Below are 21,258 nucleotides of genomic sequence, written 5' to 3' on the forward strand. Positions count from 1 at the left end.
GTTCGAAATGGCGCTACTTGGTGAACGGGCTGTGGTCCTGGGGGCGAGCATGGCGGGAATGCTGGCGGCGCGGGTGGCCGCCGAGCATTATCGGACCGTCATAGTGGTCGATCGAGACATGCCTCCCGGACACCCGTCCCGCCGCCGCGGCGTCCCGCAGGCGAGTCACGGTCACGTCTTACAAGCCGGCGGGGTGGCCGTGGTCGACGAGCTGTTTCCCGGCATCCTCGACGAGATGGTCGCCGAGGGGACACCGACCTGGGGCGACGGCGACCTCTCCCGGGTGATTCTCGAGTACGGCGGGCATCGATTTCTGCCGTCGGGGCACCTGCCCAATCCGGTGACCTCCTACATGCCGAGCCGGCCGTTTCTGGATTGGCATGTGATGAAACGACTTTCGGCGATTCCGAACGTCACGGTACTCGGCGGCCACGACGTGGTAGACGTGACATCGTCCGAGGATCGCACCCGGGTGACCGGAGTGTTGGTTGCGCGTCGCGACGAGGCTGCGGTGCTGGGCGCCGATCTGGTCATCGACGCCAGCGGTAGGGGATCGCGCGCACCGGTCTTCCTGGAGGACCTCGGCTACGGCCGGCCCCGCGAGGACGAGCTGATGATCAACCTGGCCTACACCAGCCAGTGGCTGCGGATCCCGCCGGGCGCGATCCGCCAGCACATGGTGGCGCTGTTCCCCAAACCCGGTGAGGCCACCACGGTGGCCCTGCTCAACCACGAGAACGACACCTGGCTGATGACCGTCGGCGTGATGGCCGGCGCGGAGCAGGCCCGCGACTACACGGACATGGTGGCGATGGCGCGGCGGCGAGCTCCCGGGCACATTCTCGAGGTACTCGAGACCGCCGAACCGGTCGGCCAGGTAGCTCATTACCGCACGCCGTCGAGTCGGTGGCGTCGCTACGACGAGATGCCCCGGCGACCCGATGGGTTCATCGCCATCGGCGACGCCGTGTGCAGCTTCAACCCGATCTACGGGCAGGGCATGTCGGTGGCGGCCTTGGAAGCGCTGGCGTTGCAACGTTCTCTTCGAAAGGGTGACACGGATTTGCCGCAGCGGTTCTCCCGAGCCGCCGCCAAGGTCGTCCGGGTGGCGTGGCGCAACGCGGTCAGCGCCGATCTGTCGTTGCCCGAAGTCGCAGGCGAACGAACGTTGGCAATGCGCGTCAACAACAAGTTCTCCGACATGGTTCTCACCGCCGTCGAGACCGATCCGGTGGTCAACAGTCAGTTTTTCCGGGTGATCGGCATGCTCGATTCGCCCACCCGGTTGATGCGGCCGTCGATCCTGGCACGGGTGGTGCGAGCCAATCTCCTACGGCTGCAGCCGACTCCGGTATCCGAGCCCGCGTTGGCCGGCTAGCTGTCCAGCTGCTTGATCAGCCTCGCCGGGGCCTGCAGCCGGAACGACGCGTCGATAAGTTCGGCGACTTCCGTCCAATCGATCTCGGCGGCGTCGAAGTCCAGGCCCAGCCAGCCGTACGGACCGAGGTAGGCGGGGACGAAGAACCGGGCATCCTGCTGCAGCGCCTCGCGCTCGCTGTCGTCGACCTTGATCAGCAGCGCGTGGGCGTACCGAATCATCGGGCCGGCCGGGTTCTTCTGGCTGCCGCCGTAGACGGCGAACATCTTCGGCGCCGAGAACGTCGGTCTGCCGTGCGAGATCTTCTCGGTCGCCTCCGGCAACGCCAGCGCGATCGTGCGCACCCGAGCCAGGATCGGGTCGGAGTCGTCGAACATGGTCGGGTGCGGCATGGCCCCACCTTGCCACGATCGAAGCCTGTCGGATCCCTCCGATAGCCTGCGTGGGTGGCAGCAGAGACGTCCGATCCCGAGGTTGATCCCATCGATCCGGATGTGCGGCGGCGTTGGCAGGAACTTGCCGAAGAGGTGCGCGAGCATCAGTTCCGCTACTACATCAAGGACGCGCCGATCGTCTCCGACGCGGAGTTCGACAGGCTCTTCAACGAGCTCCTCGCGCTCGAGGATCGTTTTCCCGAGCTTCGGGTGGCCGACTCGCCGACCCAGCTGGTCGGCGGCGCGGGCTTCGCCACCGACTTCGCCGAGGCCGCCCACCTGGACCGCATGCTGAGCCTCGACGACGTGTTCAACACCGAGGAACTGGCAGCCTGGTCCAGCCGGGTCGAAGCCGAGATCGGCCGGGATCCGCAATACCTGTGCGAGCTGAAGATCGACGGCGTCGCGATCGCTTTGGTGTACCGCGACGGCCGATTGGAGCGGGCCGCCACCCGCGGTGACGGCCGGGTCGGCGAGGACGTGACCAACAATGCCCGCACCATCGACGACATTCCCGAAACTCTCACTGCGTCAGAGGATTACCCGGTTCCGGCGCTACTCGAGGTGCGCGGCGAGGTGTTCTTCATGCTGGCGGATTTCGAGAACCTGAACGCCAGCCTGGTCGAGGAGGGCAAGGCGCCGTTCGCCAACCCGCGTAACAGCGCGGCCGGCTCGCTGCGGCAGAAGAATCCGGCGGTAACCGCCCGCCGTCGGCTGCGGATGATCTGCCACGGCCTGGGCCGCGCGGAGTTTTCCGCAGGCTATGCCCCTTCCTCCCTGCACGACACCTACTTCGCGCTGAAGGCCTGGGGCCTGCCCGTCTCCGATCACACCACTCGGGTGGCGGGGCTGGCCGCCGTCGAGGAGAAGATCGTCTACTGGGGCGAACGCCGCCACGAGATCGAGCACGAAATCGACGGCGTGGTGGTCAAAGTCGACGACTTCGCTCAGCAGCGCCGGCTCGGCGCCACCTCCCGCGCGCCGCGCTGGGCATGCGCCTACAAGTACCCGCCGGAAGAAGCCCAGACCAAGCTGCTCGACATCCAGGTCAATGTCGGTCGCACCGGCCGGGTCACCCCGTTCGCGATGATGACGCCGGTGAAGATCGCCGGGTCGACGGTCGGCATGGCCACCCTGCACAACGGCTCGGAGGTCAAGCGCAAGGGCGTGCTGATCGGTGACACCGTGATGATCCGCAAAGCCGGCGACGTCATCCCCGAGGTCCTGGGGCCCGTCGTCGACCTCCGCGACGGCACCGAGCGCGAATTCGTGATGCCCACCCATTGCCCGGAGTGCGGCACCCCGCTGGCGCCGGCCAAGGAGGGCGACGTCGACATCCGGTGCCCGAACTCCCGATCCTGCCCCGCTCAACTGCGTGAGCGGGTCTTTCACCTGGCCGGTCGCGGTGGGCTGGACATCGAGGGGCTGGGCTACGAGGCGGCGACCGCGCTGCTGGCCGCCAAGGTCATCACCGATGAGGGCGACCTGTTCAGCCTCACCAGCGCCGACCTGCTGACGTCGGACTTCTTCACCACCAAGGACGGCACGCTGTCCGCCAACGGCGCCCGGTTCTTGATCAACCTGCAGCAGGCCAAGGACCGGCCGTTGTGGCGGATCCTGGTCGCGTTGTCTATCCGCCACGTCGGGCCGACCGCGGCGCGGGCGCTGGCCGTGGCGTTCGGCAGCCTCGACGCGATCATGGCCGCCAGCGAGGAGCAGCTCGCCGACGTCGAAGGGGTCGGACCGACGATCGCCGCAGCGCTGGTCGAATGGTTCGCCGTCGACTGGCACCGCGCGATCATCGACAAGTGGCGGGCGGCCGGCGTGCGGATGGAAGACGTCCGCGATGAGTCGATCAGCCCTACGCTGCAAGGACTTTCGATCGTGGTCACCGGGTCGTTGCCGAACTTCTCCCGCGACGAGGCCAAGGAGGCCATCATCAGCCGTGGCGGCAAGGCGGTCGGCTCGGTGTCGAAGAAGACCTCGTATGTGGTCGCGGGCGATTCGCCCGGATCGAAGTACGACAAGGCCGTCGAACTGGGTATCCCGATCCTCGACGAGGACGGGTTCCGCGCCCTGCTGGACGAGGGACCGCCAGCGGCTGAGCCCGAGGACCCTGACGACAGTCCTGCGTGACGGGATCGCTGCTGAGATCCGGAAAAAGGAAGGCTCGACCAGGCCTGCGCGCAAGGTTGCTGAGGATTGTTCGGCGACATAGCTCAACTTATGGAGCCTCTGTCAGAGGAGGTGGGCTGGCCCTGATCGAGTGAAGTGAGGGCACGTCACCTATATGGTTGAATGAAAACCGTTGCGCGCATTGGCGGGGTGGCGAGACCGGCTTTCACGGGTTGTTCAGGGCAGATGGGGGTTTGCTGATGCTGATTCGCGTCCAGTGCGGACGGTTGCTGTGACGTCTACTCCGCCTGGCGGCGGTGGCTTCGGCGGCCCGAATCCGATCGGTGGTCCGAATCCGATCGGCGGATCCCAGGGATCCTGGCCGGCGCCTCCCGGACCGGCACCGCAGCACCCCGCGCCCTCGTACGGACAGCCGCAGCAACCCCCTCCGTCGCAACCTCCGCCGGGGCAATGGCCGCCGGCGCCGCCCGCCTACGGTCCGCCAGGAGCGCCGGGCTACGGGCCACCGCCGGGGTACGGGCCGCCGCCTCGCCGCAGACCCAGCAAGCGGATGATCATCGGTCTCCTTTCGGGCGTCGCGGTGCTGGTCGTCGCGGCGATCGTTGCGGTGATCGTGTTCGGGTCGGGTGGTCCCGGTAACCCCAAGACCGCCGGCGACGTGGTGAAGGCCTACCTGGAGGCGCTGGCCCGCGGCGACGCCAACGAGGCGCTGTCGTATACGAACGACGAGCCGGCGTCCAAGGACTTCCTCACCGATGACATCCTCAAGCAGCAGATCGCGAAGTGGCCGATCACCAATATCCGCATCCTCAACGACGATGCCGATTCCTCCATCGAGATGGGCAGCGTGCACGTCGCCGCCAACTTCGGTGACCAGACATCGGACGAGAACATTCACGTCAAGAAGTCCGGGGGTGAATGGAAACTCGACCACGCAGCCCTCAAGCTCAAGTTCATCAGCTCCCAGGACCAGAAGGCGTTGAGCACGGTCACCCTGTTCGGCAAGTCGATCGACCCGAAGAAGGAGACCTACGTCTTCCCGGGCTGGATCGACCTCGGCAACAGCAACGAATACATCACCCAGGAGCCGCTGAAACGGCCATTACTGCTGGGTGAGTTGGGCTATGGCGGACTTACGACCTCGCTGATGCCGCAGTTCGACATCAGCGACAAGGGAATAGCGGTGTCGATGGACCTCGTGAAGTCTGCCATCGCGAACTGCGCGAGTTCCAAGCAATTGCAGCCACCGAATTGCCCACAGGGAGTGCGTGATTCGTCGCTGGTCGATGGCACCGCGGTGTGGACCGCACCTGCCGATCTGAGCGAGCTCAAGGCCAGTTACTTCGACCCCGAGAAGATGACCGAACGGGTCCACGGCCCGCTCGATTTCCAGCTCACCGCCCAATCCACTTCTGGTGGAACGAAATCCGGAACCGTCTACTCCTACATCACCGCGACAGTTGACTTGACGACAAATCCGCCGACTGTGTCGGTCAGAGGCTGAGGCGTCGACGTCAATGAGAAAGCAATAGGGCTGTGACACAGGACTATCCGGGGAATCCCTATCCGAATCAGCCGCCCGCCTGGGGCGGCGCCCCAGGCGGTCAAGCGCCACCACCTCAGCCGCAACAAGGCTGGTATGGCTATCCACCGGCCCAGCCGGGCTACGGCCCCGGCGGTCAGTGGCCGCCACCGCCGTACCCGCCGAACAACAATGGGCGACGCCGCAAACCGCTGGTGATCACGCTGCTCGCCTCGGCTGCGCTGCTGGTGATCGTGGGTATTGTCCTGGTGATAGCACTGAACACCGGGGGAGGTGCCAAGACGGCGGGGGCCGGTAGCGCCGGCGAAGCGGTCAAGGCCTATCTGGAGGCACTCGCCAAGGGGGACGCCGACGGCGCTCTCGCTCTCGGAGTCGCCCAACCGGCGTCCAAGAAGTTCCTCACCAACGATGCTCTGAAGCTTCAGATTTCGAAGTGGCCCATCACAAACATCGAGATCACCGAGGATACGTCGAAGACCGAGCCGGGCAACATGGCGTTGGTGAAGGTGTCCGCGAACTTCGGCGACCACCATTCCGAGGGCCAGCTTCCGGTGAAGAAGACCAACGACGGATGGAAGCTCGAGAGCGCGACCATCAACGTCGACACGATGAGCGGCATTCTGGGCTCAGGGCCCGCGACATCCCTCAGCATCCTGGGCAAGCCGCTCGGGCAGGACACGCACCTTTACGTCTTCCCTGGCTACCTGGACATGAAATCGACTGTGCCCTATATCGATGTCAGCGCCAAGCCGCTGCTGCTGGAGAGCATGCTCGCCGGTGACATCGCCAGCACGCTTACGTTCGACTACACCGTCAACGACGCCGGGCACAAGGCCGTCAACACCGCACTCGAAACCTGGATCAGCGGGTGCCTCTCGGCACCGGAAACCCAATACAAGTGCCCGAAGCACAATTTCGACACACCGATCAACCGGGCAACCGCCAAGGTGGACGGGCCGATCGACCTCAGCGGAGTCACCCAGACCCTGGTTCCGATGTCCATGAGCGTGATGACGACCGGGCCGGCCCGCTACCACTTCACCGCGCAGACAACCAGCGGCGAGCAGGCGAGCTTCACGTCCGAACTGCTGGTCTCAACCTCGGTGAGCCTGGCCAAGGATCCGCCCGCCGTCGGGCCGCTTCGTTAGCGGAGTGCGACTACTACCCCTGGAGAGTGAGCATGACCGCTACCGCCCGTGCCCAACCCAACCAGCAGGATATGGACCACGCATATCGAGTCGTGGCGGCGATATCGTCGGTGTTCTCCGCCAAGGTCGTCGGCCAGGACTACCTCAGGGAGACATTGCTTCTCGGTTTACTGACCGGTGGGCACATCCTGCTCGAAGGTGTTCCGGGCCTAGCCAAGACGACCGCGGCGCGGGTGGTGGCCGATGCGATCTCCGGCGGCTTCAACCGGATTCAATGCACACCCGACCTGCTGCCCAGCGATATCGTCGGCACCCAGATCTTCGATTCGACGACCAACTCGTTCCACACTCAGCTGGGCCCCGTCCACGCCAATGTCGTTCTGCTGGACGAGATCAACCGCTCCAGCGCCAAGACGCAGAGCGCCATGCTGGAAGCGATGGAAGAACGCCAGACGACGTTGGCCGGAAAGATGTATCCGATCCCGGAGCCATTCCTGGTGATCGCCACCCAGAACCCGGTCGACCAGGAAGGCACTTACCCGCTCTCGGAGGCGCAGACCGACCGGTTCATGCTCAAAGAAGTTCTGCGCTATCCCTCTCCGCAGGAGGAGGCCGAAGTCGTCTTCCGGATCGATGCCGGCGTCTACGACCGGTCGGCAACCCCGCAACCGGTGGCCAGTCTCGACGAGATCCGGCAACTACAGCGCATCGTCGCCGGTGTGCACATGGATCCTGTTCTGGTGCACTACACAACGCAGCTGGTGCACGTGACTCGCAACCCCGCGCAATTCCTGTCGCCGCAGCTTGCTCGCCTTGTCGAATATGGCGCGAGCCCCCGGGCGTCGATCGCCTTCTGCAAAGCGGCACGGGCGGCGGCGATCCTGGCGGGCCGCAACCATGTGATCCCCGACGATATTCGCAACCTCGCCCAACGGGTGCTACGGCATCGCCTGATCCTGGGATTCGAGGCAGTCAACATCAATGTCACTCCCGAAATGGTGATCGACGCTGTGCTGCAGTCGGTCCGGGTGCCGTGACCGATCCTCATGGGTAGGCATCTCAATCTCGCCAAGTCCTATTTCGGCACCGACACGCGTGGAATTCTCGAAGGCGGTCGGTATGCGTTGCTGCATTCGCGAAGCCTGGAGCTCGACGATTTGCGGCCGTATGTGGCCGGTGACGATGTCCGGGATATCGACTGGAGGGCTTCCGCGCGTTCGGGATCCGTGCTGACCAAACGATTCGTCTCCGAGAAGCACCACAAGATTCTGCTGGTCGCCGACACCGGCAGGAACATGACGGCGCTGGCACCCAGCGGCGAGGTGAAGCGCGTGGTGGCCGCCAACGTGATGGGCGCGGTCGGCCTCATCGCGCTGGGCCGCAGCGACGAGGTCGGCATGGTGTACGGCGACAGCACCGGATCGGCGACGATCAGGAACCGGCGCAGTGAGACCCACATCGAGAGCATGCTGGAACGCTTCCATTCCCGCAGCGCTGAGGACGTCGGAACCAGTGAGATCGTCGGCCAGCTCAATTACGTCGTGCGCGCGCATCGCCGGCGGCTGCTTCTGATCATCGTGTCCGACGAACCGGACGTCAGCAGCGACCTGGAGGAAGTGCTCAAGCAATTGCAAGGGCGTCACGATCTGATCTGGCTGATGATCACCGATATGCCTGCCGTCGGCGGAGTCGACGGCGAACAGGACGGCTATGACGTGGCCACCGGAGGGTTCGTGCCCAACGGATACGCGCTGGGGCCGCGAGTCCTGAACGCTTATCGCGCCGCCGAGCAGCACCGGGTTGCCCAGCTCGACGAGTTCCTCTCCGTCAACGGCGTGCGTTTCAGCCGGATCGACGGCAGCGCCGACATCCGCAGGGGTCTTGTTGCGGTGAGTGAGAGCTAGGGCGATGCCATCTGACGACCTACTGCGGTTCATCGGCGGCCCACTGCCGTACTCCGGCTGGTGGTTGCTGCTCGGTATTCTGCTGGTCGCAACCGTGATCGCATGGTGTGCCGGTGTTTTCGTGTGGACACTGTCGCCGGGACGGCTGCGGGCACTGCCGGTGATCAACCGGATCCATGCCGGGCTGACGCGGCGCCGATTCATCCGCGCGGTGCGAGGCGCCTTCGATCAATACCGCGCCGGCGTCATCAGTGGTCCGCAGGCGGGTGCGGCAATCAGCCGGAGCGTGCGCAGTTTTCTGTTCGTGTCCACCGGTGTGCGGGCGCAGTACCTTCACATCAGCGACATGGCCGACGGTCCGCTCGCCGCGGCGGCGCCGCTGTTGACGCGCCTCAACGATGTCCAATTCAGTACCAACCCATCGAATGATATTGCCGCGCTGGGTCGGTCAGCCGAGGAGTTGATCTCGACGTGGACCTGAGGTGGTGGCCACTGGCGGTGGCCGGGGCGATGTTGCTGCTCGTCGCGATCGTGGTCGCCTGGTTTTCGCCGATGGCCCGGGTGCAACGGTCATTACGACCCTTGGCGCACGTCGACCGCCTCACCCGGTTGCCCGAGTACCTGCGGATTTACCGGGTCTACCTGCTGTCGGTAGTGGTGACCGCGGTGCTGCTGGTTGTCACGTTCGGTGCGACCCTGGTCGCCGCCGCCCGCCCGGTCGGGTTGTCCTCGTCGACGGAGACGTTCGACGCTGCCCACCCCGAGGACATCATGCTGTGCGTCGGGCAGCCGGTCACCGACCCGACCACCGCGGGATTTCTGGACTACTATGCGCGGCAGTCCAAATCGTTCGGCACCCAGCGACTCGGTCTGACATCTCCGACGCTGCGCATCATTCCGCTCACCCGTGACGCCGAGTACATTGCGCAGCGTTTGACCGGCCTGACCCAGCTCGCCCGTCTGCAACAGGACCTGGACACCGGGGCGCAGGTCTCCGCGGTGGACCGCGACAAGCTCGCCACTGGGGTGGAGGCGTTCTCACATCCGGTGGGCTACGTCGACTACGCCCAAAGCATCGAGGACATCCTGGCGCTGTGCATGACGGGTTTTCCGTCGTTCGAGAGCAAGGGCACGCATCGGCGGCAGCTGGTCTACCTCGGCTACACCGACCTGCGCGGCGCTGACGAGCAACGCCGGTCGCTGTTTTCGGCACAGGCGCTGCAGCAGATGGCGTCGGCGGGCGGCATTCAGCTCAACGTCCTGGCCCGCTCGGACGTCGTCGCTGAATCCACTCAGGGCAACGACGCGGTGCGCTCGCTCGTCGAATCGACCGGGGGTCGGTTCAGCCTCTACAACCCCGCCGGTGCGGCGCTGTCGGATGCAGGCACCGATCCGGCGCTGAGTCGGCAGCTGGACCAGATCGGCAGCAACCCGCCGTCGGCGGAACTGCCCGGGGGACAGGTGATCACCAGTCGATCGATGGATTCACCGGGACCGGTACTCGTCGTGGCGCTCGTCGCGGCCGGCATCCTCAGTGTTTCGCTGGCGGTGCTGCGGCGATGACATTCGTTCCAGTAATTCCGTTGCTGCCCTTGATCATCGGGGCGGTAGTGCTGCTTGTCATCCGGATGGTCGCCCTCTATCGGATTCTGGTCCGCACCGGACCGGGGCGATACCGGCGGGTGGTGGCCAGATGGAGCGGCCTGACGCTTGCGATCCTGTTCATCGTCATGGCGGCCTTGCGACCCGGGTTCGACAACGACCAAGCCAGCCAGTCGATCCAATTGAACGGCGCCAAGAGTGACCAGAATGTCAACGTCTTCTTCGTCGTGGACCGATCGGTCAATTCCCGCGTCGAAGACTATGGCGACGGCAAATCGCGGATGTCGGGAATACGCGCCGACATCGGCGCCCTCATCGACGAGTACTCGCACGCGCGGTTCGGTCTGATTTCGTTCGCGAGTAAGGCGGGAACGGACTGGCCGCTATCCGACGACGCATGGAGCCTTCATTCGATGGTCAAGGGGCTGTCGCCCTACACCCTCGTCACGCCCGACGCGATGTACCAAGCCGATGCGTTTGCCGCTCGAGATGTCCTGCGCAGCAAGGTAGAAGAAGCGACCAGACTGTTCCCCGGCTCCACCAACGTGGTGTTCTACCTTGGCGAGGGTGCCCCCGGATCCCGGGTTCCCAACACCTCGTTCGACCTGCCCGCCGGCGCGGTCGCCGGCGGCGCGGTCCTCGGCTACGGCAGCGTCGCCGGCGGTCCGATCCCGCTGGGTTGGTCGAACGGCAACAAGGTGTACGCGGGTGATCCAGGTGGCGGTGCCGCGCTCAACTCGTCGATCGATGAAGGTCGGCTCAAAGAGGTCGCATCCCAGCTTGGTGTGCCGTACTTCCATCGGGAAAGTGCCCAGCCCGTCAGCGGCGTCGTGCCGGTGATCGAGGCGAAGGACCAGCACAACGACGTCGCGACGACATTGAAACTGATCGACCGGTGGGAGCTCTACTGGATTTTCGCCCTGTTGGCAGTGCTACTGGTGCTGGCCGAGATCGTGGCGACCATCCGGGAATATCGCCGCAATCGGATGTCGCGCAGGGACGCCTGGTGATGTTGGACAGGAGGCGGACCACGCGGTTCAGGGAGGTGTTCCAGCGACTCCGGCCGTCTCGTGCAGCGTCGCGCAGAATCCGACTCCGCCGTCGACTCTTGGCGTTCTCCGCGCCGGTCATCGTGCTACTACTCTTGTTGGCGGCCAAGCTGATTGGCGTCGTCATGGTGGGCAACAGCACGATCGCCGACTTCGCCGCGCACGACATCGACGCGCTGCACGAGGACGTCGCGCGACTCCAGGTGTTCGACGTGATCGAGCCGGGCAAGTCCACCTTTGCGGCCGGGGACTTGGCGGTGCTGGAAGGCGAACTGGATCGGGCCGAACGGCAGTTCGCCGATGCGCTGAACCGGATTTCGGACGGCGAGTCATGCCCGGTGCGCATCAACGTGGAATTGGTGCGCGAGACGATGGGGGATCTGGCGACGCGCGCGGGCAACCGAGAGCGTGCGCAGCAGAGCTACACCGACGCACTGACGGTCGTCCAGCAAGCGCCTGGCGGCTGCTTCGCCGGCAATGACGATCCGAACCAGGACCGCCGTGCCACCCGCGCCGACTCGATTCCGCGGCTCGAACGCAAACTGGCCAATTTGCAGGCACCACCCGCCACGCCGTTGCCGCCGCCCGCCCAGATCGGTCCGCAGTCGCCGCCGACCTCGTTGACCCCGACGTCGGTGCCGCCGCTGCCGGGGCTGGGCCCGCCTCCCGAGCAGGGCCCCGGCCCGTCGCCGGGTCCTGGACCCGGTCCGAGCCCGGCGCCTGGGCCAGGGCCCAATATGCCGCAGCTTCCGCAGAACGGCGGCGGCCAGGTGCCCGTCGTCGGGCCCGACGACGGCGGGGACGGCCCAGGCGCGCTAGACCCGGTCTCTCCAGATCGGCTGCCTACAGCGGGCGACGGGGCCGCGGCACCGGCTCATCGGCTCGGCCCCGGCGACCCGCTGGACAAGCTTCGGGATCTGCTGGACAACTCCAACGCCACCGGCGACAACCGGGAGTAGCGCCGGCTCAGCGCAGAATCGTCGCGACGATCCCGGCCAGGTAGCCCAGCCGGGCCACCTCGGAGGGACGGAACAGCGGCCCGCCCGGGCGGCCCAGTAGCACCGCGGTGTTGGGGTCACCCAGTGGCGCGGCGGCCAGTGTGGTGTCCATGTCACGCCAGGCCTGCGGCACCCAGTCAGCGGTGCCGTCGAGGGCCTCCGCGTGTGCGAGCGGCAGCCACGGCGCGGAGGTCGCCGCAGTCTCCGGCGCGCCGGAACTGCCGACCACGCGTTCCAGGCCTGACTCCGACATCCGCGCCACCGTGCAGAAGCCCACCCGCAGCACCCGTGGCGCCTCGTCGGCAAGCACCTGCAGCTTGTCGGCGCGGTTGCCGGCCGCGGCAATGTGGTCGATGAGCTCCAGCTCGCGATGGGCTTCCAACAGCCCGGTGTGCGGCCGGATGGTGTCGACCCGCACGCCCTTGATGTGTTCGGCGGCTGTGATCAGCATGTCGGGCATGGCGCCCAGCGGGAGCTCGACGACCAGATCGTCGATCGCCCAGCCGGGGCCCCGCTCGACCACGTCGAGCGACAGGATGTCTGCGCCGACGGTGCCCAGCGCCACGGCGAGCGAGCCGAGGCTACCGGGCCGGTCGGCCAGCTGGACCCGCAGCAGATACGAAGGCACGCGGACACTGTTTCACAGCCGCCTGGACTCAGCATTCCGGCAGGGTCGGCCACGCTCACCCCCAGAGTGCAGTTGTCGGCGACTGCTCTCGAGGTTCGTGCGCAGCACCTGCAGTCTCGGCGAGGCGGGGGTTTCACCTAGGCTTGACCACCGTGTCCCAGATCTCCCGCGACGATGTCGCCCGGCTCGCCAAGCTGGCCCGGCTGGCCCTGACCGACAACGAACTCGAGAGCTTCGCCGGCCAGCTCGACGCCATCCTGGAGCACGTCAGCCAGATTCAGGCCGTCGACACCGCAGACGTGAAGCCGACCGACAATCCCCTGAAAGACACCAACGTCACCAGGCCCGACGTGGTTCAGCAGTGCCTGACCCAGGCTGAAGCGCTCGCCGAGGCGCCGGCCGCAGAGGAGGGCCGCTTCGCGGTCCCGCAGATTTTGGGGGAGCCCCAGTGAGCGACTTGATCCGGCTCGACGCCGCCACTCTTGGCGAGAAGATCGCGGCCAAGGAGGTCTCCTCGGTCGAGGTGACCCAGGCCTGCCTGGACCAGATCGCCGCCACCGACGAGCGCTACCACGCCTTCTTGCACGTCGCCGCCGACGAAGCGCTCGCCAGTGCCGCCCGCGTCGACGCCGCCGTCGCCGCCGGGGAGACGCTGCCATCGCCGCTGGCCGGCGTGCCGCTGGCGCTCAAGGACGTTTTCACCACCGTCGACATGCCGACGACGTGCGGCTCGAAGATCCTCGAGGGCTGGACGTCGCCGTACGACGCGACTTTGACTGCCCGGCTGCGCGCGGCGGGCACCCCGATCCTCGGCAAGACGAACATGGACGAGTTCGCGATGGGCAGCTCCACCGAGAACTCGGCCTACGGCCCGACCCGCAATCCGTGGGACGTCGACCGGACACCGGGCGGCTCGGGCGGTGGCAGCGCAGCCGCATTGGCCGCCTTCCAGGCCCCGCTGGCGATCGGCTCCGACACCGGCGGATCGATCCGCCAGCCGGCGGCGCTGACCGCGACCGTCGGGGTCAAACCCACCTACGGCACGGTGTCGCGCTACGGGCTGGTGGCGTGCGCGTCGTCGCTCGATCAGGGCGGGCCGTGCGCGCGTACCGTGCTCGACACCGCGCTGCTGCATTCGGTGATCGCCGGACACGACCCGCGCGACTCCACCTCCGTTGACGCGCAGGTGCCCGATGTGGTCGCGGCCGCGAAGGCCGGCGCCAGCGGTGACTTGTCGGGCGTGCGGATCGGTGTGGTCAAGCAGCTGCGCAGCGGTGAGGGGTATCAGCCCGGCGTGCTGGATTCGTTCAACGCCGCCGTCGAGCAGCTCGAGGCGCTGGGTGCCGAGGTCAGCGAGGTGGACTGCCCGCACCTGGACTACTCGCTGTCCGCCTACTACCTGATCCTGCCATCGGAGGTGTCGAGCAACCTGGCCCGCTTCGACGCCATGCGCTACGGGCTACGTGTCGGCGACGATGGCAGCCACAGCGCCGAAGAGGTGATGGCGCTGACGCGGGCGGCCGGATTCGGCCCAGAAGTCAAGCGCCGCATCATGATTGGCACGTATGCGCTGTCGGCGGGTTATTACGACGCGTACTACAACCAGGCGCAGAAGGTGCGGACCCTGATCGCCGGTGACCTCGACGCCGCCTACGAAAAGGTGGATGTGCTGGTCTCACCGGCTACCCCGACCACCGCATTCCGCCTGGGGGAGAAGGTCGACGATCCACTGGCGATGTACCTGTTCGACCTGTGCACGCTGCCGTTGAACCTGGCCGGGCATTGCGGAATGTCGGTGCCGTCGGGGCTCTCTGCCGACGACAATCTGCCGGTCGGCCTGCAGATCATGGCGCCTGCGCTGGCCGACGACCGGCTCTACCGGGTAGGTGCGGCCTATGAGTCTGCCCGCGGTTCGCTGCCAACAGCGATCTGACGGGGCAGGATAGGTCCCATGCGTATCGGAGTGCTGACCGGTGGGGGTGACTGTCCGGGTCTGAATGCGGTGATCCGGGCTGTGGTGCGGACCTGTGACGCCCGCTATGGGTCTTCGGTGGTCGGGTTCCTGGACGGCTGGCGGGGCCTGCTGGAGGACCGCCGGATCCAGCTGCACAACGACGACCGCAACAACCGGTTGCTCGCCAAAGGCGGCACCATGCTGGGTACGGCCCGCACCAATCCCGACAAGCTGCGCGCCGGTCTGGACGACATCAAGCAGACGTTGGAGGACAACGGGATCGACGTGCTGATCCCGATCGGCGGCGAAGGCACGCTGACCGCCGCGCACTGGCTGTCCGAGGAGGGTGTACCCGTCGTCGGCGTGCCCAAGACCATCGACAACGACATCGACTGCACCGACGTCACATTCGGCCACGACACCGCGCTGCAGATCGCCACCGAGGCGATCGACCGGTTGCACAGCACCGCGGAGTCGCATCAGCGGGTGATGCTGGTCGAGGTGATGGGCCGGCATGCGGGCTGGATCGCGCTGAACGCCGGGCTGTCCTCGGGTGCGCACATGACCCTGATCCCCGAGCAGCCCTTCGATGTCGAAGAGGTGTGCCGGCTGGTCAAGAAGCGCTTCCAGCGCGGCGAGTCCAGCTTCATCATCGTGGTCGCCGAAGGTGCCAAGCCGGCCGAGGGGTCAATGCAACTGCGCCAGGGCGGCACCGACGAATTCGGGCACGAACGTTTCACCGGGGTGGCCCAGCAGCTGGCCATGGAGGTGGAGAAGCGGATCAAGAAGGAAGTCCGGGTCACTGTGCTCGGGCACGTCCAGCGCGGCGGCACGCCGACGGCGTATGACCGGGTGCTGGCCACCCGGTTCGGCGTCAACGCCGCCGACGCCGCGCACGCCGGCGAGTACGGGATGATGGTGTCGCTGCGCGGGCAGGACATCGGCCGGGTGCCGCTGGCGGATGCGGTGCGCCAGCTCAAGCTGGTGCCGCAGAGCCGCTACGACGACGCCGCCGCCTTCTTCGGCTGAGATTCCACCGGTCCGGATGGGAAAACCGGCCCCACTAGGATTGACCGCATGACTGCTGCTGCGCAGGCTGACCTGCTCGACTACGACGACGTCATCGCCCGCTTCGACCCGGTGCTCGGGCTCGAGGTGCACGTCGAGCTGTCCACGGCCACCAAGATGTTCTGCCCCTGCGCGACGACGTTCGGTGCTGAGCCCAATACCCAGGTGTGCCCGGTCTGCCTCGGCATGCCCGGTGCGTTACCGGTACTCAACGAGGCGGCCGTCGAGTCGGCCATCCGGATCGGTCTCGCGCTGAACTGCGACATTGCGCCGTGGTCGCGCTTCGCCCGGAAGAACTACTTCTATCCCGACCAGCCGAAGAACTACCAGATCTCGCAGTACGACGAGCCGATCGCTTTCGACGGTTACCTCGATGTACCGCTCGACGATGGCAGCACTTTCCGCGTCGCCATCGAGCGTGCGCACATGGAGGAGGACACCGGCAAGCTCACGCATGTCGGCGGCGACACCGGCCGCATTCACGGTGCGACCACCTCGCTGCTGGATGTCAACCGCGCCGGGGTTCCGCTGATCGAGATCGTCACCAAGCCGATCGAGGGCACCGGTGAGCGGGCACCCGAGGTCGCGCGCGCCTATGTCACGGCGCTGCGGGATCTGCTGCGCGCCCTGGGTGTCTCCGACGTGCGGATGGACCAGGGTTCGCTGCGGTGCGACGCCAACGTGTCGCTGCGCCCGATCGGCCAGCAGGAGTTCGGTACCCGAACCGAGACCAAGAACGTCAACTCACTCAAGAGCGTCGAGGTGGCGGTGCGCTACGAAATGCGCCGCCAGGCAGCGATTCTCGTCGAGGGCGGCAAGATCCATCAGGAGACCCGGCACTTCGACGAGGCTGGTTTCACCTCGCCCGGCCGTGACAAGGAGACCGCCGAGGATTACCGGTACTTCCCGGAGCCTGATTTGGAGCCGGTGGCCCCGAGCGAGGAGCTGGTGGCCCGGTTGCGTGCCACGATCCCGGAGCTTCCGTGGTTGTCGCGCAAGCGAATTCAGGACGACTGGGGTATTTCCGACGAGGTGATGCGCGATCTGGTGAACGCGGGCGCGATCGAGCTGGTCGCCGCGACAGTCGAGGCGGGCGCCAGCAGTGAGCAGGCCCGGGCCTGGTGGGGAAACTTTCTGGTGCAGAAGGCCAACGAATCCGGCGTCGAGCTTGCGGCACTGCCGATCACTCCGGCTCAGGTGGCCAAGGTTGTCGCCCTGGTCGACGAGGGCAAGCTGTCGAACAAGCTGGCGCGCCAGGTTGTCGAAGGTGTGCTCGCCGGCGAGGGCGAGCCCGAGCAGGTGATGGCCGACCGTGGCCTGGCGCTGGTCCGCGACGACTCGCTGATTCAGACCGCTGTCGACGAAGCGCTGGCCGCCAACCCCGATATCGCCGAGAAGATCCGCGGCGGCAAGGTGCAGGCAGCGGGTGCGATCGTCGGCGCGGTGATGAAGGCGACCAAGGGGCAGGCCGACGCGGCGCGCGTGCGGGAGCTCGTCATGGCCGCTTGCGGCCAGAGCTAGCTAGTTAGGCGGTCAGCCGGCTGCGGTTGATCCACCACTGTTCGTGCAACCGCCGACATCGGCCGGCTGACAGCGGCTCGTCGCCGTCGTAGCGGTCCAGGACGGCGGCCGCCCCGGCGAAGTCCCGGTTGCGGATGCCCAGGGTGGTGACGACGATGGTCGCCAGTCCCGCCGAACGCGCGGTGTGGAACCCGGCCGGGGAGTGCTCGACGGCCATCGCGGACTCAGGGCCGACCCCGAGTTCGCACAGCGCTCGGTGATACACCTCCGGGTCGGGCTTGGGCCTGCTGACGTCGTCGCCGGTGATCAGCACCTCGACCACGCCATCGCCGATGAGCTCGCGGACCAATGGTTCGACCCACTCGCGGGGGCCAGCCGCAGTGACGCCGACTCGGATGTCGGCGCAGTGCAGGCTCCAGATCAGCTCGCGGAACATGTGCGCATCGCGTTCGGTGGCCGCCAGCGGCGCGTCGAAGTCGAAGATGACCGCTTCGAGTGCCGGCGCGTCGTCATGCGCGCATCGCGCCCGATCCCACCAGAAGGATCGATTCCGGCTGATCGTGTCCAAAAGCATCGTGGCCACGGGGGAAGTATCGCGCGCCGCGTGGTGCGCAGCATCCCCCGTTCAGGGGAGAGGCGGGTGAACCCGTCATCCCCCGCGCCCTGGTGACACCACTGAACGGCTCGGTGAATTTCTGGCCAAATCACCTGCGGCAGTGGACTTCTTAGTGAGTTGACAGGTGTCGAGTGGCAATGCGGTCCGGTGGGCGCGGTCGCGGCACTACGGTGTTGTCCATGACGGTGCGGGTGGTGCTGGTCGACGACCACGAAATGGTCATCGAGGGCCTCAAGGCGATGCTCGCGCCGTTCGGTGACCGTGTCGAGGTGGTGGGGGAGGCGGTCGGGGCCGAGAAGGCCATGGCCGTGATCTTCGACCTCCAACCCGACATCGTGTTGTGCGACGTGCGGATGCAGGGTGCCAGCGGTCTGGACCTGTGCCGGGAGATCCGCAAGCGCGATCCCCAGCGCAAAGTCATCCTGCTCTCGGTCTACGACGACGAGCAGTACCTTTTCCAAGCCATGCGGGTCGGCGCATCGGGCTATCTGCTCAAGGGCATCAGCAGCGATGAGCTGGTGCGCCAGTTGGAAGGAGTGCACGCGGGCTCGACGGCGATCGATGCCGGGCTGGCCGCGCGGGCTGCGGAGACCGCGGCGCGGCTGCAGAGTGACCAGTTCTGGCCCGGCGCCCGGCACGGCCTCACCCAGCGCGAGAGCGAGATCCTGTCGCTGGTGGTGACCGGGCTGTCGAATCGGGGAATCGCCGGCAAGCTGGTGATCGGCGAGGAGACGGTCAAAACCCACCTCAGTTCCATCTATCGCAAGCTGGGGGTCAGTGACCGCACCAGCGCCGCCGCAACAGCGCTGCGGGAAGGCATCTTTCGATGAGCAGTCGTTCGGGCGGTGTGAGTCCGCACGCCGTGCACGGACTGGTCGACGCCGACCGGGAAGTCGCTCTGCTGCTGGACATCATCGCCGCGACGTCGAGCGGGCCCGAGGTGGAACCGATGGCCGCGGCGGTGGCTCGAATGATCACCGCGACAACGGCATCCGATGTCTGCTTCGTGCACGTCCTCGACGACACCGACCAGTCGCTGACCCTGGCCGGTGCCACCCCGCCGTTCGACGAGCAGGTCGGCCGCATCCGGATGCCGCTGGGTTCGGGAGTCTCCGGGTGGGTTGCCAGTCATCGCGAACCCGTGGTGATCGTCAGCGATAAGGAGGCCGATCCGCGTTACGTCCCGATTGCGGCGTTGCGCGGCAAGGACTTTGCCTCGATGGCGTCGGTGCCGATGGAAACCGAGCCCGGCGGTCTGGTGGGGGTGCTCAACGTGCACACCATCGAGCGGCGTGATTTCACCCCGCGCGACATCGAGTTGCTCCTCGTCATCGGGCGGCTGATCGCGGGTGCCCTGCACCAGGCCCGGCTGCACCGACAGCTGTCGGCACGTGAACGCGCGCACGAGAATTTCGCGGAGCAGGTGATCGCCGCTCAGGAAAGCGAACGCCGCCGGCTGGCCGGTGATATTCACGACGGCATCTCGCAGCGCCTGGTCGGACTGACCTACCGACTGGATGCGGCGGCCCGCGCCGTTGACGACCTGGATCAACCGGCGGCCGCCGAGCAGCTGGAAAAGGCCAGGGATCTGGTCGATCTCACGTTGGCCGAGGCCCGGTCGGCGATCGGCGGGCTGCGGCCGCCGGTCCTCGACGACCTCGGTCTGTTGGGCGGCCTGGCCAGCCTCGCCACGTCGATCCCCGAGGTCGACCTGGAACTGCACCTGGCCGACGAGCGGCTGCCCGAGCACATCGAGGTTGCGCTGTATCGCATTGCGCAGGAGTGCTTTCAGAACGTCGTGAAGCATTCTCGTGCGTTGGTCGCCACCGTGACGTTCACGGTCGGGGACGGGGTGGCCAGGCTCGAGGTGGTCGACAACGGAGTGGGATTCGAGACCGGACCGGTCTCGTCGTCGAGTGGTTACGGCATGCTCTCGATGGCCGAGCGTGCCGAGCTGGTCGGCGGCACCCTGACCGTCAGGTCGCGCCCCGGGGCGGGGACCACCGTCACGGTGAGCATCCCCGTCGAGGGCTGAACTCAGCGGCGCAGCGTGCCCGAAGGGGCTTCGCCCCAACGCTTTCGGTATTCGACGGCGAAGCTCCCGAGGTGGTTGAAGCCCCATCGCTCCGCCACCTGCGTCACCGTCACGCCGTCGGCGGGGATGGCATCGGTCAGTTCCTCGTGCACCCGTTCCAGGCGGCGCTCCCGCACGTAGGTCATCGGTGTCATGCCCAGCTCCTCACGGAACCCCTGCTGGATCGACCGGACGCTCATGTGCACGGCCCTGGCCACCGACTCCATGGTGATCCGCTCGGCGAGGTGGTCCTCGATGTAGCTCATGGCGTTCTGCACGACCGCACGGCGCTGGTCGGGTTGGGCCGGCGCCAAGAACTCCGCGTGATAGTTCGACGGTTGCAGATGCAACAGGCTGCTGATCACGAAATCCTCCACCGCGCCGATGCCCTGCCCGCGCTGGATCAGTGAACCCTCGTGGAACACCTCGGTGTGAATCAGCTGGACAGCGGCGTGCCATCGCATGGCGGCTTCGGTGGACATGTCGAACTCCGGGTCGAACACCAGCGGGCGATCCAGCGCGCGACCGAGCAACCGGGTCAGATGCGCGTCCAGGGCCCGCTCCTCGATCCGGATGATCAACTGAGGCGAGTCGTGGTCGAACGCCATCCGCAGCGACGCACCGGGGCTGCTCACCACGGAGCGGATGGTGTTGGCTTCGAAGGAGTGGGCGCGGTGCTCGACCATCGCCCGGCCGTTCATCGGCATGTGCACCGCGTAGTGCGGGCCCACCATCGGGATCTCCACAGCCGCAGCGACGTGCAGGTCGAGGTAGAGCAGGCTGACGTTGCGCAGCCGGACGCCGTGCATGGTCGCCGCGAATCCGGTCGCGTCGTCGCCTGCGACGGTGAGGCGAAGCGGGCCCAGGGTTTTGGCGATCAGCCTCGAGGCGGTCTTGACGTCTTCGGTGTAGAAGATCTCGTTGCCGGCCAGCGCCGGGGGAACTCCGCGGGAGCGGACCTTGCGCCGGACCGGATTGCTGGTGCGCCGGACATCGATGTAGCCCAGTCGGGTGAGCCGCGACATCAGGGCCTACCGGGGTGAACGCGCTGCGGCAGATGAGCCGCCGCTAGTGTCCGTCGCAATCGATCCGCCAGCCTCTCAAACATCGGTCGCGCTTGAACGCGGGTAACTGTTCGTAATTCTGACAGTCATTGCGCGAAAGCGATAGGCAGCCAAGCTCCGGACGGCTACCTTCGGTTCAGG

Annotated in this window: 20 protein-coding genes; 16 read left to right on the forward strand and 4 right to left on the reverse strand. The window is 66.6% G+C overall.

Annotation, left to right across the window (positions count from 1 at the left end; translation table 11 throughout):
* Positions 1-7: 7 nt before the first annotated feature.
* On the forward strand, positions 8-1,378 hold the full coding sequence (locus G6N32_RS08635; protein ID WP_115319242.1) for an FAD-dependent oxidoreductase: 1,371 nt from the start codon (positions 8-10) through the stop codon (positions 1,376-1,378).
* Here the strand turns inward: G6N32_RS08635 and G6N32_RS08640 are convergent.
* Positions 1,375-1,770 (reverse strand): MmcQ/YjbR family DNA-binding protein, encoded by a 396-nt coding sequence (locus tag G6N32_RS08640; RefSeq protein ID WP_115319243.1) that lies wholly within the window; start codon positions 1,768-1,770, stop codon positions 1,375-1,377. The genes G6N32_RS08635 and G6N32_RS08640 overlap by 4 nt on opposite strands.
* A gap of 90 nt (positions 1,771-1,860) precedes the next feature.
* Here G6N32_RS08640 and ligA point away from each other — a divergent pair, with 90 nt between their 5' ends.
* From ligA to G6N32_RS08685, 9 genes are all read left to right on the forward strand, one after another.
* Positions 1,861-3,948, forward strand: a complete 2,088-nt coding sequence (ligA, locus tag G6N32_RS08645) for an NAD-dependent DNA ligase LigA (protein WP_115321018.1) — start codon at positions 1,861-1,863, stop codon at positions 3,946-3,948.
* Between the two features lie 271 nt (positions 3,949-4,219).
* Positions 4,220-5,452, forward strand: a complete 1,233-nt coding sequence (locus G6N32_RS08650; RefSeq protein ID WP_115319244.1) for a DUF4878 domain-containing protein — start codon at positions 4,220-4,222, stop codon at positions 5,450-5,452.
* 32 nt (positions 5,453-5,484) lie between these two features.
* Positions 5,485-6,639, forward strand: coding sequence for a DUF4878 domain-containing protein (locus tag G6N32_RS08655; RefSeq protein WP_115319245.1), 1,155 nt, complete (start codon positions 5,485-5,487; stop codon positions 6,637-6,639).
* 32 nt (positions 6,640-6,671) lie between these two features.
* A complete protein-coding gene (locus G6N32_RS08660; protein WP_115319246.1) occupies positions 6,672-7,676 on the forward strand; it encodes an AAA family ATPase in 1,005 nt (334 codons plus the stop codon).
* 9 nt (positions 7,677-7,685) lie between these two features.
* Positions 7,686-8,543 carry a DUF58 domain-containing protein gene (locus G6N32_RS08665; protein WP_115319247.1) on the forward strand — a complete coding sequence of 286 codons (858 nt, stop codon included), beginning with the start codon at positions 7,686-7,688 and terminating at the stop codon, positions 8,541-8,543.
* 4 nt (positions 8,544-8,547) lie between these two features.
* Positions 8,548-9,024, forward strand: a complete 477-nt coding sequence (locus tag G6N32_RS08670) for a hypothetical protein (protein WP_115319248.1) — start codon at positions 8,548-8,550, stop codon at positions 9,022-9,024.
* On the forward strand, positions 9,015-10,106 hold the full coding sequence (locus G6N32_RS08675) for a hypothetical protein (RefSeq protein ID WP_115319249.1): 1,092 nt from the start codon (positions 9,015-9,017) through the stop codon (positions 10,104-10,106). Before G6N32_RS08670 ends, G6N32_RS08675 begins: the two co-directional genes overlap by 10 nt.
* Positions 10,103-11,155 carry a vWA domain-containing protein gene (locus tag G6N32_RS08680; RefSeq protein ID WP_115319250.1) on the forward strand — a complete coding sequence of 351 codons (1,053 nt, stop codon included), beginning with the start codon at positions 10,103-10,105 and terminating at the stop codon, positions 11,153-11,155. Before G6N32_RS08675 ends, G6N32_RS08680 begins: the two co-directional genes overlap by 4 nt.
* Positions 11,156-11,253: 98 nt before the next feature.
* The gene (locus G6N32_RS08685) at positions 11,254-12,153 is read left to right on the forward strand and encodes a hypothetical protein (RefSeq protein ID WP_163789203.1); all 900 of its coding nucleotides are present in this window, start codon (positions 11,254-11,256) and stop codon (positions 12,151-12,153) included.
* 7 nt (positions 12,154-12,160) lie between these two features.
* Here G6N32_RS08685 and G6N32_RS08690 read toward each other — a convergent pair whose 3' ends face one another.
* Positions 12,161-12,820: an ACT domain-containing protein gene (locus tag G6N32_RS08690; RefSeq protein ID WP_115319253.1), complete on the reverse strand. Its 660-nt coding sequence runs from the start codon at positions 12,818-12,820 to the stop codon at positions 12,161-12,163.
* A 152-nt stretch (positions 12,821-12,972) separates the two neighbouring features.
* On the opposite strand from G6N32_RS08690, the gene gatC reads away from it, so the two are divergent.
* The 4 genes from gatC to gatB are packed head-to-tail and all read left to right on the forward strand — an operon-like array spanning position 12,973 to position 17,363.
* Positions 12,973-13,272: an Asp-tRNA(Asn)/Glu-tRNA(Gln) amidotransferase subunit GatC gene (gene gatC / locus G6N32_RS08695; RefSeq protein ID WP_115321019.1), complete on the forward strand. Its 300-nt coding sequence runs from the start codon at positions 12,973-12,975 to the stop codon at positions 13,270-13,272.
* Positions 13,269-14,753 carry an Asp-tRNA(Asn)/Glu-tRNA(Gln) amidotransferase subunit GatA gene (gene gatA, locus G6N32_RS08700; RefSeq protein ID WP_115319254.1) on the forward strand — a complete coding sequence of 495 codons (1,485 nt, stop codon included), beginning with the start codon at positions 13,269-13,271 and terminating at the stop codon, positions 14,751-14,753. Before gatC ends, gatA begins: the two co-directional genes overlap by 4 nt.
* A gap of 18 nt (positions 14,754-14,771) precedes the next feature.
* Positions 14,772-15,803 (forward strand): ATP-dependent 6-phosphofructokinase, encoded by a 1,032-nt coding sequence (locus G6N32_RS08705; protein ID WP_036339260.1) that lies wholly within the window; start codon positions 14,772-14,774, stop codon positions 15,801-15,803.
* A 48-nt stretch (positions 15,804-15,851) separates the two neighbouring features.
* Positions 15,852-17,363 (forward strand): Asp-tRNA(Asn)/Glu-tRNA(Gln) amidotransferase subunit GatB, encoded by a 1,512-nt coding sequence (gatB, locus tag G6N32_RS08710; protein ID WP_115319255.1) that lies wholly within the window; start codon positions 15,852-15,854, stop codon positions 17,361-17,363.
* Between the two features lie 4 nt (positions 17,364-17,367).
* Here the strand turns inward: gatB and G6N32_RS08715 are convergent, their stop codons facing one another.
* Positions 17,368-17,937 carry an HAD family hydrolase gene (locus G6N32_RS08715; RefSeq protein ID WP_232077748.1) on the reverse strand — a complete coding sequence of 190 codons (570 nt, stop codon included), beginning with the start codon at positions 17,935-17,937 and terminating at the stop codon, positions 17,368-17,370.
* 221 nt (positions 17,938-18,158) lie between these two features.
* Here G6N32_RS08715 and G6N32_RS08720 point away from each other — a divergent pair, with 221 nt between their 5' ends.
* Together G6N32_RS08720 and G6N32_RS08725 are read left to right on the forward strand one after the other, a co-directional pair.
* On the forward strand, positions 18,159-18,809 hold the full coding sequence (locus G6N32_RS08720; protein WP_115321020.1) for a response regulator: 651 nt from the start codon (positions 18,159-18,161) through the stop codon (positions 18,807-18,809).
* On the forward strand, positions 18,806-20,014 hold the full coding sequence (locus G6N32_RS08725; protein WP_115319257.1) for a GAF domain-containing sensor histidine kinase: 1,209 nt from the start codon (positions 18,806-18,808) through the stop codon (positions 20,012-20,014). Before G6N32_RS08720 ends, G6N32_RS08725 begins: the two co-directional genes overlap by 4 nt.
* Positions 20,015-20,016: 2 nt before the next feature.
* Here the strand turns inward: G6N32_RS08725 and G6N32_RS08730 are convergent, their stop codons facing one another.
* A complete protein-coding gene (locus G6N32_RS08730; protein WP_115319258.1) occupies positions 20,017-21,078 on the reverse strand; it encodes an AraC family transcriptional regulator in 1,062 nt (353 codons plus the stop codon).
* Positions 21,079-21,258 lie beyond the last annotated feature (180 nt).

It is taken from the genome of Mycolicibacterium aichiense (assembly GCF_010726245.1).
Classification (GTDB): domain Bacteria; phylum Actinomycetota; class Actinomycetes; order Mycobacteriales; family Mycobacteriaceae; genus Mycobacterium; species Mycobacterium aichiense.

Coding starts and splice junctions, on each gene's coding strand:
- G6N32_RS08635 (WP_115319242.1), top strand. CDS start 8: ATGGCGCTACTTGGTGAACGGGCTGTGGTCCTGGGGGCGAGCATGGCG.
- G6N32_RS08705 (WP_036339260.1), top strand. CDS start 14,772: ATGCGTATCGGAGTGCTGACCGGTGGGGGTGACTGTCCGGGTCTGAAT.
- G6N32_RS08660 (WP_115319246.1), top strand. CDS start 6,672: ATGACCGCTACCGCCCGTGCCCAACCCAACCAGCAGGATATGGACCAC.
- G6N32_RS08680 (WP_115319250.1), top strand. CDS start 10,103: ATGACATTCGTTCCAGTAATTCCGTTGCTGCCCTTGATCATCGGGGCG.
- G6N32_RS08720 (WP_115321020.1), top strand. CDS start 18,159: ATGACGGTGCGGGTGGTGCTGGTCGACGACCACGAAATGGTCATCGAG.
- gatB (WP_115319255.1), top strand. CDS start 15,852: ATGACTGCTGCTGCGCAGGCTGACCTGCTCGACTACGACGACGTCATC.
- G6N32_RS08730 (WP_115319258.1), bottom strand. CDS start 21,078: ATGTCGCGGCTCACCCGACTGGGCTACATCGATGTCCGGCGCACCAGC.
- G6N32_RS08640 (WP_115319243.1), bottom strand. CDS start 1,770: ATGCCGCACCCGACCATGTTCGACGACTCCGACCCGATCCTGGCTCGG.
- G6N32_RS08670 (WP_115319248.1), top strand. CDS start 8,548: ATGCCATCTGACGACCTACTGCGGTTCATCGGCGGCCCACTGCCGTAC.
- G6N32_RS08665 (WP_115319247.1), top strand. CDS start 7,686: ATGGGTAGGCATCTCAATCTCGCCAAGTCCTATTTCGGCACCGACACG.
- G6N32_RS08725 (WP_115319257.1), top strand. CDS start 18,806: ATGAGCAGTCGTTCGGGCGGTGTGAGTCCGCACGCCGTGCACGGACTG.
- G6N32_RS08715 (WP_232077748.1), bottom strand. CDS start 17,937: ATGCTTTTGGACACGATCAGCCGGAATCGATCCTTCTGGTGGGATCGG.